This is a genomic window from Streptomyces sp. NPDC090077 (genome assembly GCF_044747545.1).
GTDB lineage: Bacteria > Actinomycetota > Actinomycetes > Streptomycetales > Streptomycetaceae > Streptomyces.
Map to the genome: position 1 here is coordinate 72,829 of NZ_JBIVEG010000027.1, position 15,515 is coordinate 88,343.

At 71.0% G+C, this 15,515-nt stretch carries 14 protein-coding genes; 5 read left to right on the plus strand and 9 right to left on the minus strand.

Translation table 11 applies throughout. The features are described 5' to 3' along the window. Both ACIPW5_RS31860 and ACIPW5_RS31865 read left to right on the plus strand, forming a co-directional pair. A complete protein-coding gene (locus ACIPW5_RS31860) occupies positions 1 to 534 on the plus strand; it encodes an amino-acid N-acetyltransferase (RefSeq protein ID WP_401252393.1) in 534 nt (177 codons plus the stop codon). 166 nt (positions 535 to 700) lie between these two features. Continuing rightward, positions 701 to 1,039: an Lsr2 family protein gene (locus ACIPW5_RS31865; RefSeq protein ID WP_401252396.1), complete on the plus strand. Its 339-nt coding sequence runs from the start codon at positions 701 to 703 to the stop codon at positions 1,037 to 1,039. Here the strand turns inward: ACIPW5_RS31865 and ACIPW5_RS31870 are convergent. Then, positions 1,018 to 1,614, minus strand: coding sequence for an SCO3374 family protein (locus ACIPW5_RS31870; protein ID WP_401252399.1), 597 nt, complete (start codon positions 1,612 to 1,614; stop codon positions 1,018 to 1,020). The two genes, ACIPW5_RS31865 and ACIPW5_RS31870, sit on opposite strands and share 22 nt — an antisense overlap. A 451-nt stretch (positions 1,615 to 2,065) precedes the next feature. On the opposite strand from ACIPW5_RS31870, the gene ACIPW5_RS31875 reads away from it, so the two are divergent. Next, complete coding sequence (locus ACIPW5_RS31875; protein WP_401252402.1) at positions 2,066 to 4,591, plus strand: ATP-dependent Clp protease ATP-binding subunit; 2,526 nt, start codon at positions 2,066 to 2,068, stop codon at positions 4,589 to 4,591. A gap of 1,557 nt (positions 4,592 to 6,148) precedes the next feature. Next, positions 6,149 to 6,772 carry a M23 family metallopeptidase gene (locus tag ACIPW5_RS31880; RefSeq protein WP_401252404.1) on the plus strand — a complete coding sequence of 208 codons (624 nt, stop codon included), beginning with the start codon at positions 6,149 to 6,151 and terminating at the stop codon, positions 6,770 to 6,772. A gap of 12 nt (positions 6,773 to 6,784) precedes the next feature. On the opposite strand, the gene ACIPW5_RS31885 is transcribed toward ACIPW5_RS31880, so the two are convergent. The 7 genes from ACIPW5_RS31885 to ACIPW5_RS31915 all read right to left on the minus strand — a co-directional run bounded on the left by ACIPW5_RS31885 (position 6,785) and on the right by ACIPW5_RS31915 (position 13,041). Continuing rightward, positions 6,785 to 7,897 (minus strand): LamG-like jellyroll fold domain-containing protein, encoded by a 1,113-nt coding sequence (locus ACIPW5_RS31885; protein WP_401252407.1) that lies wholly within the window; start codon positions 7,895 to 7,897, stop codon positions 6,785 to 6,787. Between the two features lie 34 nt (positions 7,898 to 7,931). Continuing rightward, positions 7,932 to 9,245, minus strand: coding sequence for a two-component system sensor histidine kinase CseC (cseC, locus tag ACIPW5_RS31890; RefSeq protein WP_401252410.1), 1,314 nt, complete (start codon positions 9,243 to 9,245; stop codon positions 7,932 to 7,934). A 10-nt stretch (positions 9,246 to 9,255) separates the two neighbouring features. Then, entirely contained in the window at positions 9,256 to 9,969 is a 714-nt protein-coding gene (cseB, locus tag ACIPW5_RS31895; RefSeq protein ID WP_401252413.1) for a two-component system response regulator CseB, read from the minus strand. 34 nt (positions 9,970 to 10,003) lie between these two features. Beyond that, entirely contained in the window at positions 10,004 to 10,657 is a 654-nt protein-coding gene (locus tag ACIPW5_RS31900) for a hypothetical protein (RefSeq protein ID WP_401252416.1), read from the minus strand. Between the two features lie 38 nt (positions 10,658 to 10,695). Next, entirely contained in the window at positions 10,696 to 11,256 is a 561-nt protein-coding gene (locus tag ACIPW5_RS31905; protein ID WP_401252419.1) for a SigE family RNA polymerase sigma factor, read from the minus strand. Between the two features lie 224 nt (positions 11,257 to 11,480). After that, entirely contained in the window at positions 11,481 to 12,398 is a 918-nt protein-coding gene (locus tag ACIPW5_RS31910; protein ID WP_401252422.1) for an A/G-specific adenine glycosylase, read from the minus strand. A gap of 22 nt (positions 12,399 to 12,420) precedes the next feature. Further along, complete coding sequence (locus ACIPW5_RS31915) at positions 12,421 to 13,041, minus strand: phosphatase PAP2 family protein (protein WP_401252425.1); 621 nt, start codon at positions 13,039 to 13,041, stop codon at positions 12,421 to 12,423. Positions 13,042 to 13,201: 160 nt separating this feature from the next. Between ACIPW5_RS31915 and ACIPW5_RS31920 the strand changes: the two genes are divergently transcribed. Then, positions 13,202 to 13,990: a hypothetical protein gene (locus ACIPW5_RS31920; RefSeq protein ID WP_401252427.1), complete on the plus strand. Its 789-nt coding sequence runs from the start codon at positions 13,202 to 13,204 to the stop codon at positions 13,988 to 13,990. Positions 13,991 to 14,365: 375 nt separating this feature from the next. On the opposite strand, the gene disA is transcribed toward ACIPW5_RS31920, so the two are convergent. Beyond that, on the minus strand, positions 14,366 to 15,490 hold the full coding sequence (gene disA / locus ACIPW5_RS31925; protein WP_401252430.1) for a DNA integrity scanning diadenylate cyclase DisA: 1,125 nt from the start codon (positions 15,488 to 15,490) through the stop codon (positions 14,366 to 14,368). Positions 15,491 to 15,515 lie beyond the last annotated feature (25 nt).

Sequence of the window (15,515 nt, forward strand, 5' to 3'; positions counted from 1 at the left end):
ATGGGAGAGCTTTCCACCACAGACGACGCGAAAACAGTGACGATCCGCCGTGCGCGGACCAGTGATGTTCCGGCGCTGCGCCGCCTGCTCGACCAGTACGTGCAGCAGCGGATCCTCCTCGACAAAGCCCCCGTGGTCCTTTACGAGGACATCCAGGAGTTCTGGGTCGCGGAACGCGACTCCGACGGGCAGGTCGTGGGCTGCGGGGCCCTCCACGTCATGTGGGAAGACCTCGCCGAAGTGCGCACGCTCGCCGTCGACCGCGACTTGAAGGGCGCCGGTGTCGGGCACCTGGTGCTCGCCAAGTTGTTGGAGACCGCCCGCCGCGTCGGGGTGAGCCGGGTATTCTGCCTGACCTTCGAAGTGGACTTCTTCGCGAAGCACGGCTTCGTCGAGATCGGCGAGACCCCGGTGGAGACCGATGTCTACATGGAGCTCCTGCGTTCCTATGACGAGGGAGTCGCCGAGTTCCTCGGTCTCGAACGAGTGAAGCCGAACACCTTGGGCAACAGCCGGATGCTGCTGCACCTCTGATCGATCGCGACAGGCTATTACGGGCCCCCGTCCACCTGTGGCCTATGTCCGAATCGCGCACGTTTCCCGCCTTGTTGAGGTCCTGAACCTCTCGACGGGGGTTTGTGTTTTCCAGGCAAAAGCGGTTTCCTTTCCGCGTACTGCATTTTCGATGAAAGGAAATCCGGTGGCACAGAAGGTTCAGGTCCTTCTTGTCGACGACCTCGACGGTGGCACGGCGGACGAGACCGTGACGTTCGCTCTGGATGGCAAGACCTACGAGATCGACCTCACCACCGCCAACGCTGAAAAGCTCCGCGGTGCGCTGGAGGACTTCGTGAAGGCGGGCCGCCGCACCGGCGGGCGCGCCTCCACCGGCCGCGCCAAGGGCCGCGCCGCCGTCGCCGCGGGCAGCCCGGACACCGCCGAGATCCGCGCGTGGGCCAAGGCCCAGGGTCTCAGCGTCAACGACCGCGGCCGGGTCCCCGCCGAGATCCGCGAGGCCTACGAGAACGCCAAGGGCTGAGGCGTACGCCGCCCCAGGCGGGCGCGGTGGCATTCCGTCGCCGCCGCGGCCACCAGGCGTACGAGATCGGGCCCGGCCGGCTCCGCACAGAGCCCGGGCCCGGCCCCGGCACCCTGCCCCGGACCGGGCAGGGCGGGCAGCGATGCCTCACAACCCGGCTCGGGGGGCCGCAGCCAGACGGCGGCCCCCCGAGGGCATTCCCCCGGCGCCCGTCCGGGCGGCACGGGAGCGGTGATCCCGCCCCCCGCGCCCAGGGCGGTCAGGTCCAGCGCCACCCCGCCCCACTCCAGCCAGTCGAGCAGCCCCTCCAGCTCCTCGGCACCGCCAGGAGCGATCAGGAAGCGCATCCTGCGCCCGGCCACGGCCACCGGACCGGTGGCGGCGAATCCGGGCCGGCCGAGCAGCGCGGCCCCGGCGTCGAGGGGGAGCTCCAGCACGTCGAAGCGGACCCCGGTGACCAGCCGCGGCGGCGGCCCCCCGGCACAGGGCCAGCCGAGCACCCGCTCGTACCAGGTGCGGGTGTCGTCCTCGGACGGGACGCGGGGCGAGGGGACGCTCACGGTGCTGAGGGACATGACCGGAGCAACTCCGGTGGCGACCGGCGGGTTACGCGACGCGCCCATACCGACGCGTAGCGTAAACATCGGCCGAGTGGAGTCCCACATTCGGGACACAAGCGTGTTCGCCCGTAGCGGAGGGAACCATGCGTACCGGCATGGAGTGTCAGTCCTTACGGGTAAGACATTCCTAGTGGATCGGGGCGACACGCTGATTTGAGCGTGTTCCGTTCGCCATCGGCGTACACCTGTGACGGGTATCTGCCTGGCCTGCGGGAACATCGTCTCGCACCATCGAGTTGGAGCAGTAGTCGGCTCTTACAGCCGGTTTTCCTCACCGACGTGGGGGTGAGCCGTGGACGGATGTCGGCAGTTGGAATGAGCTGTCCCGTCCCGCGGGACTAGCATGCGGAAGGACAGGGCGGGGACCGACCCCGAACTGCCCGACCGCTCTGAGGAGCGATAAACGATGTTCGAGAGGTTCACCGACCGCGCGCGGCGGGTTGTCGTCCTGGCTCAGGAAGAAGCCCGGATGCTCAACCACAACTACATCGGCACCGAGCACATCCTCCTGGGCTTGATCCACGAGGGTGAGGGTGTCGCCGCTAAGGCCCTGGAGAGCCTCGGGATTTCGCTCGAGGCTGTTCGCCAGCAGGTTGAGGAGATCATCGGTCAGGGCCAGCAGGCCCCGTCCGGGCACATCCCCTTCACCCCGCGGGCGAAGAAGGTCCTGGAGCTGTCGCTCCGAGAGGCCCTCCAGCTCGGCCACAACTACATCGGCACCGAGCACATCCTGCTCGGCCTGATCCGCGAGGGCGAGGGCGTCGCCGCCCAGGTCCTCGTGAAGCTGGGCGCCGATCTGAACAGGGTCCGGCAGCAGGTCATCCAGCTGCTCTCCGGCTACACCGGGGGCGGCAAGGAGTCGGCCACCGCAGGCGGCCCGGCCGAGGGCACCCCCTCGACCTCGCTGGTCCTCGACCAGTTCGGCCGCAACCTCACCCAGGCTGCCCGCGAATCCAAGCTCGACCCGGTCATCGGGCGCGAGAAGGAGATCGAGCGGGTCATGCAGGTCCTGTCCCGCCGGACCAAGAACAACCCGGTCCTCATCGGCGAGCCCGGCGTCGGCAAGACCGCCGTCGTCGAGGGCCTGGCGCAGGCGATCGTCAAGGGCGAGGTCCCCGAGACCCTCAAGGACAAGCACCTCTACACGCTCGACCTGGGTGCCCTGGTCGCCGGCTCCCGCTACCGCGGTGACTTCGAGGAGCGCCTGAAGAAGGTCCTCAAGGAGATCCGCACCCGCGGCGACATCATCCTGTTCATCGACGAGCTCCACACCCTCGTGGGTGCGGGCGCCGCCGAGGGCGCGATCGACGCCGCCAGCATCCTCAAGCCCATGCTGGCCCGTGGCGAGCTCCAGACCATCGGTGCCACCACGCTGGACGAGTACCGCAAGCACCTGGAGAAGGACGCGGCCCTCGAGCGCCGCTTCCAGCCCATCCAGGTCGCGGAGCCGTCGCTGCCGCACACCATCGAGATCCTCAAGGGTCTCCGTGACCGGTACGAGGCCCACCACCGCGTCTCGATCACGGACGAGGCCCTCGTCCAGGCCGCGACCCTGGCCGACCGGTACATCTCGGACCGCTTCCTCCCGGACAAGGCGATCGACCTGATCGACGAGGCCGGCTCCCGGATGCGCATCCGCCGGATGACCGCGCCGCCGGACCTCCGCGAGTTCGACGAGAAGATCGCGGCCGTCCGCCGCGACAAGGAGTCGGCCATCGACTCCCAGGACTTCGAGAAGGCGGCTTCGCTCCGTGATTCGGAGAAGCAGCTGCTCGCCGCGAAGTCCAAGCGCGAGAAGGAATGGAAGGCCGGCGACATGGACGTCGTCGCCGAGGTCGACGGCGAGCTCATCGCCGAGGTCCTCGCGACCGCGACCGGCATTCCCGTCTTCAAGCTGACCGAGGAGGAGTCCTCGCGCCTGCTGCGCATGGAGGACGAGCTCCACAAGCGCGTCATCGGCCAGAAGGACGCCATCAAGGCCCTTTCGCAGGCGATCCGCCGTACGCGGGCCGGCCTGAAGGACCCGAAGCGCCCCGGTGGCTCGTTCATCTTCGCCGGTCCGTCCGGTGTCGGTAAGACCGAGCTCTCCAAGACGCTCGCCGAATTCCTCTTCGGTGACGAGGACGCGCTGATCTCCCTCGACATGTCGGAGTTCAGCGAGAAGCACACGGTTTCCCGCCTCTTCGGTTCGCCCCCCGGCTACGTGGGCTACGAAGAGGGCGGCCAGCTGACCGAGAAGGTCCGCCGGAAGCCGTTCTCCGTCGTCCTCTTCGACGAGGTCGAGAAGGCGCACCCGGATATCTTCAATTCCCTTCTCCAGATCCTGGAGGACGGTCGCCTGACCGACTCCCAGGGCCGGGTCGTGGACTTCAAGAACACGGTCATCATCATGACGACCAACCTGGGTACGCGGGACATCTCCAAGGGCTTCAACCTGGGCTTCGCCGCCCAGGGCGACGTCAAGACCGGCTACGACCGGATGAAGGCGAAGGTCAACGAAGAGCTCAAGCAGCACTTCCGGCCCGAGTTCCTGAACCGTGTCGACGACACGGTCGTCTTCCACCAGCTCAGCCAGGAAGACATCATCCAGATCGTCGACCTGATGATCGCCAAGGTGGACGAGCGCCTCAAGGACCGCGACATGGGCATCGAGCTCAGCGGTGACGCGAAGCAGCTCCTGGCCAAGCGCGGCTACGACCCGATCATGGGTGCCCGCCCGCTGCGCCGGACCATCCAGCGCGAAATCGAGGACCTGCTGTCGGAGAAGATCCTCTTCGGCGAGCTGCGCCCCGGCCACATCGTGGTCGTCGGCGTGGAGGGTGAGGGCGAGGACGCCAAGTTCACCTTCCGCGGCGAGGAGAAGTCGGCCCTGCCCGACATCCCCCCGATCGAGGCCACGGGCTCCGGCCCGGACCTCTCGAAGGGCGCGTAAGCGGTAGCCGGTAGGCAGTAGGCAGTACCGAGGGGCGGCCCCGGGACCACAAGGTCCCGGGGCCGCCCCTTTGCGTGGGCGGGGCGGGGGCCCGCTATCTCCCCCTCGACCCCCGTCGGTCGGGCGGTGGCTGCCCACCCGCCTCCCGGGTGCGGGTGGGTCGGCTGGGGGCGGTAGCCCCATGGGCCGGATCAGAGAAGGTTTGGGGGTTTCCCGGCAGTCCATCGTCCTTCCGGGGCGGGTCGGCCTGTCAAGGGCGCTCCCTGCGGTCGCGTCGCTTCGCGATGGCCTTCGGCCACCCTTGACAGACCGACCCGCCCCGGAAAGCCGAAAGACTGCCGGGAAGCCCCCAAAAGAACGGTCACGGGGAGAAGGAGCAGGGGCGGGCCCGTCAGGGATGGGCGAGGGGCCGGGGGCCGGCCGGCCTGTCATTCGGCCCCGCGTCAGCGATCCCGGGCCAGGGGCGCGGCCAGGACGCAGCAGATCGCTACGCGCTCCTCCTATCTCAGCGTCCGACGACCGCCCTGGGCTGATACCTGCACCAAAAGTCGATCAGAGCAGGCCAGGGATCCGACAGGCGCGACAGATCGCTACGCGCTCCTCTCGTCTCGGCGACCGGCGGCCGTCCTGGGCTGGTCACAGGCACACAGAAGGCCCGCACGCCGTCTTTCTCGCCCATCCCAGCCCCAGACGGCCGCGGGACGCCGAAACGGGAGAAGCGCGTAGCGATCTGACGCGCCCCTGCGCTCCCACGCTGCTCTGATCGACTTTTGGTGCAGGTATCAGCCCCAGGCGGTCGCCGGACGCCAAGCCGGGAGGAGCGCGTAGCGATCTGTCGCGCCTGTCGGCTCCCTGGCCTGCTCTGATCGACTTTTCGTGCAGGTAGCCGTGCCCCTGGCCCTGGGCCGGGGCTGGACGGCCCGGATGCCCGGCGGGCCGGGGCCCGGCCCCTCGCTCGTCGCTGACGGGCCCGTCCCTCCAGCCTCTGCCCGGTGACCGTTTCTTTGGGGGTTTCCCGGCAGTCTTTCGGCTTTCCGGTTCGTGCCGGTCGGTCAAGGGTGGCCGAAGGCCATCGCGTAGCGACGCGACGAAGGAGCGCCCTTGAGGGACCGGTGCGAACCGGAAGGACGATGGACTGCCGGGAAGCCCCCAACCCTCTCTGAGACCGTCCGGGGGCTACCGCCCCCGGACGCCGGCCCGCCCGTGCCGCGCCCCCGACTGCCCCCGCCCCCTCCCGGTTCCAGGCCTTGGGCCTGTTCGGGGTGGGGCAAACGTCCTGGGGGCGGTGACAAGCCGCACAGGGCAAAACGGACCTACTAGGAGCTCTCGTAGATTTTGGTGTCCTGTTTTGTCCCTGTGTCGGCCCAGTACGGGTGCCGTCAAGAGCGGGGAGATCCATCGGGCGGCTACGAGTCGGGGTAGTAAAAGGGACGTTTGGGGAAGCCCGGGGGCACGGGTTACCAAGGTGGGGCAAGCCCGGCAGTGGCGGTTCGGTCCGCAGCGCCGGGATCTTTCTTGCCCGAACACGCCCTTGTCCCCGGCCCCGGAGGTCTCCACATGTCCGCGAAGCGCGTCAGCACCCGTCGTACCCGTACCGCCCTCGCCGCCACCGGTCTCGGTGCGCTGCTGGCTCTCGGGGCCGGGACGACCGCCGCCTTCGCAGACGAGGCCCCCAGCACCCTGTCCGCCTCCGCCGAGGTGGCCGCCGTCCAGGCGCAGGCCGAGGCGCAGGCCAAGGCCGCGGCCGCGGCTGCGAAGACCTCCCTGTGGGCGAAGCCCGTCGACAGCTACACGCTGTCCGCGACCTTCGGCAAGGGCGGCAACATGTGGGCCCACAAGCACTCCGGCCAGGACTTCGCCGTCCCGACCGGCACCAAGGTCAAGGCCGCCGGCGCCGGCACCGTCGTGAAGGCCGGCCCGAACGGTGGCGGCGACGGTCCCGCGTACGGCAACGCCATCGTGATCAAGCACGCGAACAACACGTACTCCCAGTACGCGCACCTCTCGAAGATCCAGGTGAAGATCGGCCAGAAGGTCTCCGCCGCCCAGCAGATCGCGCTGTCCGGCAACACCGGCAACAGCAGCGGCCCGCACCTGCACTTCGAGATCCGTACGACCCCGAACTACGGCTCGGCCGTCAACCCGGTGGCCTTCCTGCGCAACGCCGGCGTGACCGTCTGATCCTGACCCCGGTCAGATCAGCCAGGAGTGGGTGGGCTTGGCCTTCCCGATCTTGTTGTTCTTCAGGCCCGTGACCTGTTCCTGGTTCAGCGCCTGGTTGAAGGTCCGGATGTGGTCCAGCGGACCGTCCCACGCGGCGCTCCAGATCCCGTGGTGGCGGGCCCGGCCCAGCTGGAGGGGGCCCGGACCGGCCCAGATGCCGGAGACCTGTGCCTGGCCGGCCTGCTTGTCGTCCACCCACAGCGCGATGGTCTTCTTCTCCGCGTCGTAGGTCCCCGTCAGCAGCGTCCACTGCCGCGTGGTGTCCACGTTGTCCGCGACGACCTGCTGCGCCGTGGCCCCCTGGCCCTTGTCGCCGGTCTGCACGCGGAACACCCAGGCCTTCTTGCCGTTCACGACCTCGAAGCCCAGCTCGAAGGAGTACGAGTCCCCGTCGCCCTGGCTCACCGCCATGCGCGAGCCGGACTCGGCCACGTTGTAGGCGCGGGTGGAGACGGTGAAGCTCTTCGTGACGTCCACTGCGGGTTCGGCGCCCTGCGCGTAGGAGTCCGCGGTGCCCTTGAAGCGGACCTCGGTCCGCTTGGCCAGTTCGCCGAGTGAGGCGCCCGGCCCCAGGGCTATGCCCATCTTGCCGCTGCGGTCGCGCAGCAGGTTCGGTTCGCCCGGCACGGTGGGGGAGTCGTCCTCGGGGGTCTTGCCGTCCGGGGACTGGGCGGAGGGGCTGCCGGAGGCGCTCGGCGAGTCCGAGGCGGCGACCGCCGGAGGGTCCTTCGGGTCGTCGTCGGAGCCGTTCAGGACGAGGAACCCCGCGCCGCCCGCCACCAGGACGAGCGCGAGCGCCCCGATGCCGATCGTCAGCCGCTTCCGCTTGCGCTGCTGCACCTCGGTGGCGTCGGCCATCGCCTGCCAGTCCGGTGTGGACGGGGAGGGGAGGGGCGTGGTGGCGGCGGGGGGAAACGCTTCCTCGGGCGGGCCCGGGGGCGGGCCGAAGCCGCCGCCGGCCGGCTGCCCCTGTGCGGGGCCCGGCTGGTAGGGGTTCGGGGTCTGCGGCGGGAATCCGTAGCCGCCGCTCCCCGGGGCGGGGCCGGGCTGGGGGCTGTTCGGGCGATCCGTACCGTCAGTCATGGCACGGATGCTAGAACATCGCCGGGAACGGCCGTCAGCCCGGGAGCTGGATGATCGGGAAGCTTCCCGTCGCCGTCGGGGCGTGTTCCGGCAGCCACAGCACCGCCACCGCGCCCGCGGCGGCGCCCTCGTTCTCCGCTCCGCCGCGCGCGGCGACGTTGCGGAACGTCAGCCGGGCGCCGAGCACCCGGGCCTGCCCCTCCGCGATGGTCAGGCCGAGTCCGTGGCCGACGCCGGCCCGGTCCGTGGACCCGGTCCGGAAGCGGCTCGGGCCCTCGCGCAGCAGTGCCTCGGGGAAGCCCGGTCCGTGGTCCCGGACGCGGACGACCCGGCCCTCCACGTCGACCTGGATCGGGGCCCGCCCGTACCGCATGGCGTTGGCCAGCAGGTTTCCGAGGATCCGCTCCAGCCGGCGCGGGTCCGTGCTGACGATCTCGTCGGCGACGACCCGTACCGAGGCGTCCGGCATCAGCGAGGCCACCCGCCGGGACACGAACTCGCCGAGCGCCACGTCCTGGAGTTCGGCCCGCTCGGACGCGCCGTCGAGTCGGGCGACTTCCAGTACGTCCTCGACCAGGGCCCGCATCGCCTGCGCCCGGTCGCGCACCAGCTCGGTGGGCCGGCCCGGGGGCAGCAGTTCCGCGGCCGTGAGCAGGCCGGTGACGGGGGTCCGGAGTTCGTGCGCGATGTCCGCCGTGACCCGCCGCTCGGCCTCCAGCCGCTGCTGGAGGGCGTCGGCCATGGCGTCCACGGCCCGGGCCAGGTCGTCGGTCTCGTCCCGTACGACACCGCCCACGGCGTCCCGTACGCGTACTTCGGGGTCCCCGTGCGCCACCCGCTGTGCGGCGGCCGCGGCCTCGCGGAGCCGGCGCGAGATCTGGCCGCCGATGAGGACGCCCATGGCGGAGCCGCCGATCACCACGGCCAGGGAGCCGACGACCAGGGCCCGGTCCAGGTCGCGCACCATGTTGGCGCTCTCGCGGAACTGGTGGTGCATGGACAGCACCTGCCCGTTGCCGAGCGGCACGGCCGCCCACACCTCGGGGGCCCGCTTCGGGTACTCCTGCACGTAGGTGCCGCGCCGCCCGGAGCGGGCCTTCTCGCGCAGCTCGGCGGGGAGCTCGGGGTCGTTGATCTTGGCGCCCCAGATGGGCTTGCGCCCGGCGTCGGGGGTGCGGGCGATGTACTGGACCCGCTCCAGTTCCTGGTCCCGGGCGCTCTCCATCATCGACACGCGGGCAGCGCTGTGCACCACCAGGCTCAGGGCGAGCGCGGTGAGCGCGCCGACGGCGGCGATGGCGAGCGTGATCTTCCAGCGGATCCCCGTGCGGAGGGTGATGCGCCTCATGCGGTTCTACTCATGCCTTGAGCTTGTATCCGAAGCCTCGGACCGTCTCGATCCGGTCCTGTCCGATCTTGGTGCGCAGCCGCTGGACGTGGACGTCCACGACGCGGGTGTCGCCGCCCCAGTCGTAGTCCCAGACCCGCTCCAGGAGCCGGTCGCGGGACAGGACGGTGCCGGGCGCGGAGGAGAACTCCAGCAGCAGCCGCATCTCGGTGGGGGTCAGGGCGACGGGGGCGCCGGCCTTGCGGACCTCCATGCCCTCGGTGTCGACCTCCAGGTCGCCGAAGGACAGGACGCCGCGTTCGCCGGAGCCGTCGGTGTCGGAGGAGCCGTTCGCGCCGTTCTGCGGGCCGCCGGCGTGGCCGAAGCGGCGCAGCACGGCGCGGATGCGGGCGACGAGGACCGAGCCGTCGAAGGGCTTGGTGACGTAGTCGTCCGCGCCGGCCTCCAGGCCGAGGACCACGTCGATGCTGTCGGCGCGCGCCGACAGCATGATGACGGGGACGGTGGACTCGTCGCGGATGCGCCGGCAGAGGCTGACGCCGTCCATGCCGGGGACCATCACGTCGAGCAGGGCGATGTCGGGCCGGTCGGCCCGGAAGGACTCCAGGCCGGACAGGCCGTCGGGCATGGCGGTGACCACGAACCCGTCGCGTTCCAGCGCCAGGGTCGTGGCCTCGCGGATGACGTCGTCGTCCTCCACGAACAGCACGTGGGTCTCGGCCATGCCCAGCCTCACTCCGGTTCCATCGTCGGTACGGTCAGTCGTTCTTGGGGGTGACGGCCGGGGCCGGCTGCAACCCGGGGTTGTACACGTTGCTGTACTCCGAGTGCACCCGGTCCTGTTCGGCGAAGCGCTCGCCGTTCCAGCGGTACGTGATGATGTCCTCGCCGGAGGGTTCGGAGGGCGCGGCGTCGTGCCCGTAGACGGGCTTGCTGACGATGAGGTCGCCGCGGTCGATCTCCGCGTAGACAGGCTTCTGCTCGTCCGCGAAGACGTTCTCGTACGTGGTGCCGTCGGACCGGTAGACGTAGGAGCCCCGGCCGAGCGCGTCGGCGCAGGACAGGACGTTGACGACGACGTCGACGACGGTGCTGCCGGTGATCTTCCCGTAGCTGACGTCGATCGGGTACTCCTTGCCCGTGCAGGGCTTGAGGTCCCGTTTGATCTCGGCGCTGACCTTGGGGTCGGCCTTCAGCAGGGCCACCGGGTCGACCCGTTTGACCGGGCTGCCGGTGGACGCGGCGGCGGAGTGCCCGGGGGCGGGCGCTTTGGAGGGGCCGCCGGTGGGCTGGTTGCTGCGCGCGACCGGGTCGGTGCGCGCGGGCCCGCCGTCGCGCAGGCCGGTGCCCCCGGCGGAGCACCCGGCCGCGAACAGCACTGTGCCGACGAGGACCGAGGTCCCCGCCGACATGAGTACCAGCGAGCTTTTGCCGCTCAGGCTTTGGCCGTTCAGGCCGCGCACCGCTCCCGCCCCTCGTAGCGCATGGTGTGGTCACCGCGTTCCAGGGCACGCATGTCCAGGTCCCGGCTCTCCAGCTCCTGACGGAGCCGGGCCAGGGCGCGGTGCAGTGTGCTCTTCACGGTTCCCGCCGACATACCGAGCGCCGCGGCCGTCTCCTCGGTGCTCATCTGCTCCCAGTGTCGCAGCACCACGACACTGCGCTGCTTGGGCGCGAGCACCTTGAGGATGTCCATCAGCAGGGCGCGGTCGGCGCGCTGGTCGGAGCCGTCCTCGACGGAGGCGTCCGGGAGCTGTTCGGTGGGGACCTCGTCGAGCTTGCGGGCCCGCCACCACTCGGTCCGCGTGTTGATCATGACGCGGCGCAGGTAGGCGTCGGCGAGGGACTTGTCGGCGATGCCCTCCCAGCGGCCGTAGGTGCGCACGAGGGCGGTCTGGAGCAGGTCCTGGGCGTCCGTGGGGTCCGGGACCAGGCGCCGTGCGCTGCGCAGCAGGGCGTCCTGCCGAGTGCGTACGTACTCCTCGAACTCGAGTACCTCTCCGTGCGCCATTCCGACCGCCTCCACTGCGTTCCCCGTACCCGCTGTCTTACGGATCCGAAGTTACGGAGGGGTTGTCACGGCACTGTGCGGGTCAGCCTGCGGTGGGCGCACGGACACCCGTAGGTTGTGTAACAGTGCCCGTGAGCTGCGGTTTCCCGGCCCCAAACGGAATCATCGAGTCAACTTCGAGTGAATTCCGAGGGACGCGGAGCCGGGGGCCCGCCGGCCGCGCGTCAGCTCTGCGGCAGCCGGTACATCCCGTGCGCGAGGGGCTCCACCAGCCCGTCCGACACCAGCCCGTCCAGCGCGCGGGCCCGCTGGACCGGCTCGTCCCACACCGTGTCCAGCACCGCCTGCGGAACCGCGCCCACCGCCTCCCGGAGCACCGCCAGCAGCTTGCCGCGCACCTGGCGGTCGGTCCCGGCGTACGTCTGACCGCGCCGCGGCGGCCCGTCGTGCGGGGGCTTCCCCGCCAGCCGCCACGCGCACAGCCCCGCCACCGGGCAGCGGACGCAGTCCGGGCTCTTCGCGGTGCACACCAGCGCGCCGAGCTCCATGGAGGCCGCCGCCCAGCGGGCCGCCGTCGGCTCGTCCCCGGGCAGCAGCTCCCGGGCCAGCCGGCGTTCGGCGGCGGTGGTGGCGTTCGGCGGGTACTCGATCCCGGTCGCGGCGCGCGCGAAGACCCGGCGCACGTTGGTGTCGAGCACCGCGTGCCGCTGCCCGTACGCGAAGGAGGCCACCGCGGCGGCCGTGTACTCGCCGATCCCGGGCAGCGCGAGCAGCTGGGCGTGGTCCCGGGGCACGTCGCCGCCGTGCCGTTCCGTTATCGCCGAGGCCGCGCCGTGCAGGCGCAGCGCCCGCCGCGGGTAGCCCAGCCGCCCCCAGGCCCGTACGGCCTCGCCCGGCGCCTCGGCGGCCAGGTCGGCGGGCCGGGGCCACCGGGCGAGCCACTGCTCGTACACCGGCAGCACCCGGCTGACGGGGGTCTGCTGGAGCATGAACTCGCTGACCATCACCCCCCAGGGGCCCGCCTCGGGGCGGCGCCAGGGGAGGTCGCGGGCGTGCTCGTCGAACCACGCGATGACGGGGGCGTGCAGCGCGGAGGTCGGGGGTGCGGGGGACGCGGAGGTGTGCGAGGGGGATGCAGTCATGGCAACGGCATCCTGGCACGTTTCAGGGCCGGCGCGCGGGGCCCGGACCGGTGAACCAGACGGCCAAGCGGTTGCCGCTCCCCTGTACGGCGGTGATGAGCCTGATCATCGGACCGGTCAGCGCCGCCACGGCGAGGACGGCCAGCGAGGCGCCCAGCAGCAGGCCCATGCCGACGTCGTGGGGGTAGTGCACCCCGACGAAGACGCGGGAGAAGGCCATCAGCACGCCCATCGGCACCGTCAGCCACGCCAGGCGGGGCACGGCCAGCGCCAGGGCGACGGCGGCGGCGCCGGCGATGGCGGAGTGGTTGCTGGGGAAGGACCAGTCGCCGTAGGGCGGACAGGGGATCAGGGAGGCGGCCGCCCCGGCCACCGCCCGGCAGGGCCGCTCCTCGTCGACGGTGGACTTCACCATCTCGGACGCGACGTACACGAGCGCGGTCACCAGCGGCGCGAGCACGGACAGGGCGAGGGCCCGGGGCTCCCCGCCCTGTTTCCCGCGCGCACGCCACCAGACGGATATGTAGAGCAGGCCGAACACGAGGAGGCCGTACTCGGTCCAGACCTCGACCACCTTCTGCACCCAATGGGGCGTGGTGTGGGCGAAGTCGGTGATGTCGCGATAGAGGTCGGAGCTGTCCATGGTCACCGACCGTACTCGGCGCCCCGTCGCGGCCGTGTCAGCCCCCTGGCCTGATATGGGCGTTCCCGGGTAGTCCCGCAGGATGATCATCGGCAAAACCTGCCGGATGTGCGGCATGTGGGGCGCTGAACGCGGCACGAGTTCTCGTAAGGTTCGGTGCGTGGGATCTCTGCGCAATCCGGTCGGGCCGCTCCCCTCCTCCATTTACTGGCGGCGGAGGGCCGTGCTGGCGTCCGTCGCCGCGCTCGTCGCGCTGCTCGCCGTATGGTTCGTCAGTTCCGGTGCCGGCAAGACGAGTACGAACGGCAAGGGCGGCGGCGACGGCTCCGGACCCGTGCGCACCATCACCCCCGGCCCCTCCGGCAGCGGCCCGGCGATCAGTCAGGCCCCCGGCGGCCGCGCGGAGTCGGGCGGGGGTGCGGGAGCCACCGGCCCGGCCAAGAACGGCGACGCGGGCGGCACCGGGGCCAACTCCGGTGCGAGCGGCGGTTCGTCCGCCTCCGGCGGCTCCTCCCAGGCCCAGGTCCCGGCGGACTCCCCGCTGCCGACGTGCCCGGCGAGCGCGCTGCAGTGGGAGGTGAAGAGCGTGAAGAACGAGTACGAGACGAACGAGAAGCCCCGCCTCGAACTGCTCGTCCGCAACACGTCCGGCAGCACCTGCAAGTTCGGGCTGGGCCCGAGGCAGGCGGTCGTGACCATCTTCCAGACGACGGGCGCCAAGGCCGTCTGGTCCTCCGCCGACTGCCCGACGGGCGCGGCCAACGCGTTCTTCCGGCTGCCGGCGCAGGGTGAGGCGAAGCAGTCGGTGGAGTGGGACCGGAAGCCGAGTGCGGCGGACCAGTGCCAGAACCCTCCGCAGGGGAACCCGGCGCCCGACACGTACGTGGTCGAGGTCAAGGCTCCGGGGCTCCCGGTGGCCCGCACGTCCTTCGTCCTGAAGCAGGACTGATTTCTTGACGCGCCGCTTGCGCGGTGCGGCCGCGGGCGGCCTCCCCGGCTTCGCGCCACTGCGCCGGACTCCGTCCGGCGGCCTGCCGGGCGGGGCCGGTTCGGGTGGCCGGTGCCGGTTGGTCGTCTGCGGGTGCGTTGCCGCTGCGCGGAACGGGTCCCCTACCCGCCCTTCCACCGTTCCCCGGGCGCTGCCCGGACCCGCGCCTCAAACGCCGGCGAGGCTGAAATCAGCCTCGCCGGCGTTTGAGGCGCGGGGGTCTGGGGGCGGAGCCCCCAGGAGGGGGTCCGGGGTGCAGCCCTGGGGAACGGGCGAAGGGTGGGGAGGGGCAGGCTCCGCGCAGCGGCACACCACCCGCACCCCGCAGGGGAGCGGCTAGACGTACCGCTCCAGGATCGAGGACTCCGCCAGGCGGGACAGCCCCTCGCGGACGCTGCGCGCACGGGCCTCGCCGACGCCGTCGACGGTCTGGAGGTCGTCCACCGACGCCGCCAGCAGCTTCTGCAGCCCGCCGAAGTGCTCCACGAGCCGCTCGATGATCGCCCCCGGCAGCCTCGGCACCTTCGCCAGCAGCCGGTACCCGCGGGGCGACACCGCCGAGTCCAGGGTCTCCGGGGAGCCCGTGTACCCGAGTGCCTTCGCGACGATCGCCAGCTCCAGCAGTTCCGGATGCGACAGGGCGTCCAGCGCCGGGAGCGCCTCCTCCACCGTGCGGGAACGCTTCGCCGTCGGTTCCGGAACGTAGTCCCGGATGACCAGCTCCCGCTCCTGCTCGATGCCGACCGTCAGCTCGTCCAGCTGGAGCGAGAGCAGTCGCCCGTCCGTGCCCAGTTCGACCACGTACTCGGCGATTTCCGTCGCGATCCGGCGAACCATTTCCAGCCGCTGCGCGACGGCGGTCACGTCGCGGACGGTGACGAGGTCCTCGATCTCCAGTGCCGACAGCGTGCCCGCGACCTCGTCCAGGCGCAGCTTGTACCGCTCCAGCGTCGCCAGCGCCTGGTTGGCCCGGGACAGGATCGCCCCGGATTCCTCCAGGACGCGCCGTTCGCCGTCCACGTACAGGGCGATGAGCCGCATCGACTGGGACACCGACACGACCGGGAAGCCGCACTGCTTGGAGACGCGGTCCGCCGTGCGGTGACGGGTGCCCGTCTCCTCCGTGGGGATCGACGCGTCGGGCACCAGCTGTACGCCGGCGCGCAGGATCTTGGTGATGTCCTTGTCGAGGATGAGCGCCCCGTCGAGCTTGCACAGCTCGCGCAGCCGGGTCGCGGTGAACTCCACGTCCAGCACGAAGCCGCCGGTGCACATCGCCTCGACGGCCTTGTCCATGCCGAGGACGATCAGGCCGCCCGTGTTGCCGCGGACGATCCGCTCCAGCCCGTCGCGCAGGGGCTGACCAGGCGCGACCGCGCTGAGCGAAGCGCGCATCAACGCCTCGTGCTTGGAGCTCGCGCCGGACTTCCCGGATGCTGCTGCCCCGTCCTTGGCTGCCACTGCACTCCTCCGGTCGCGGGTTGCG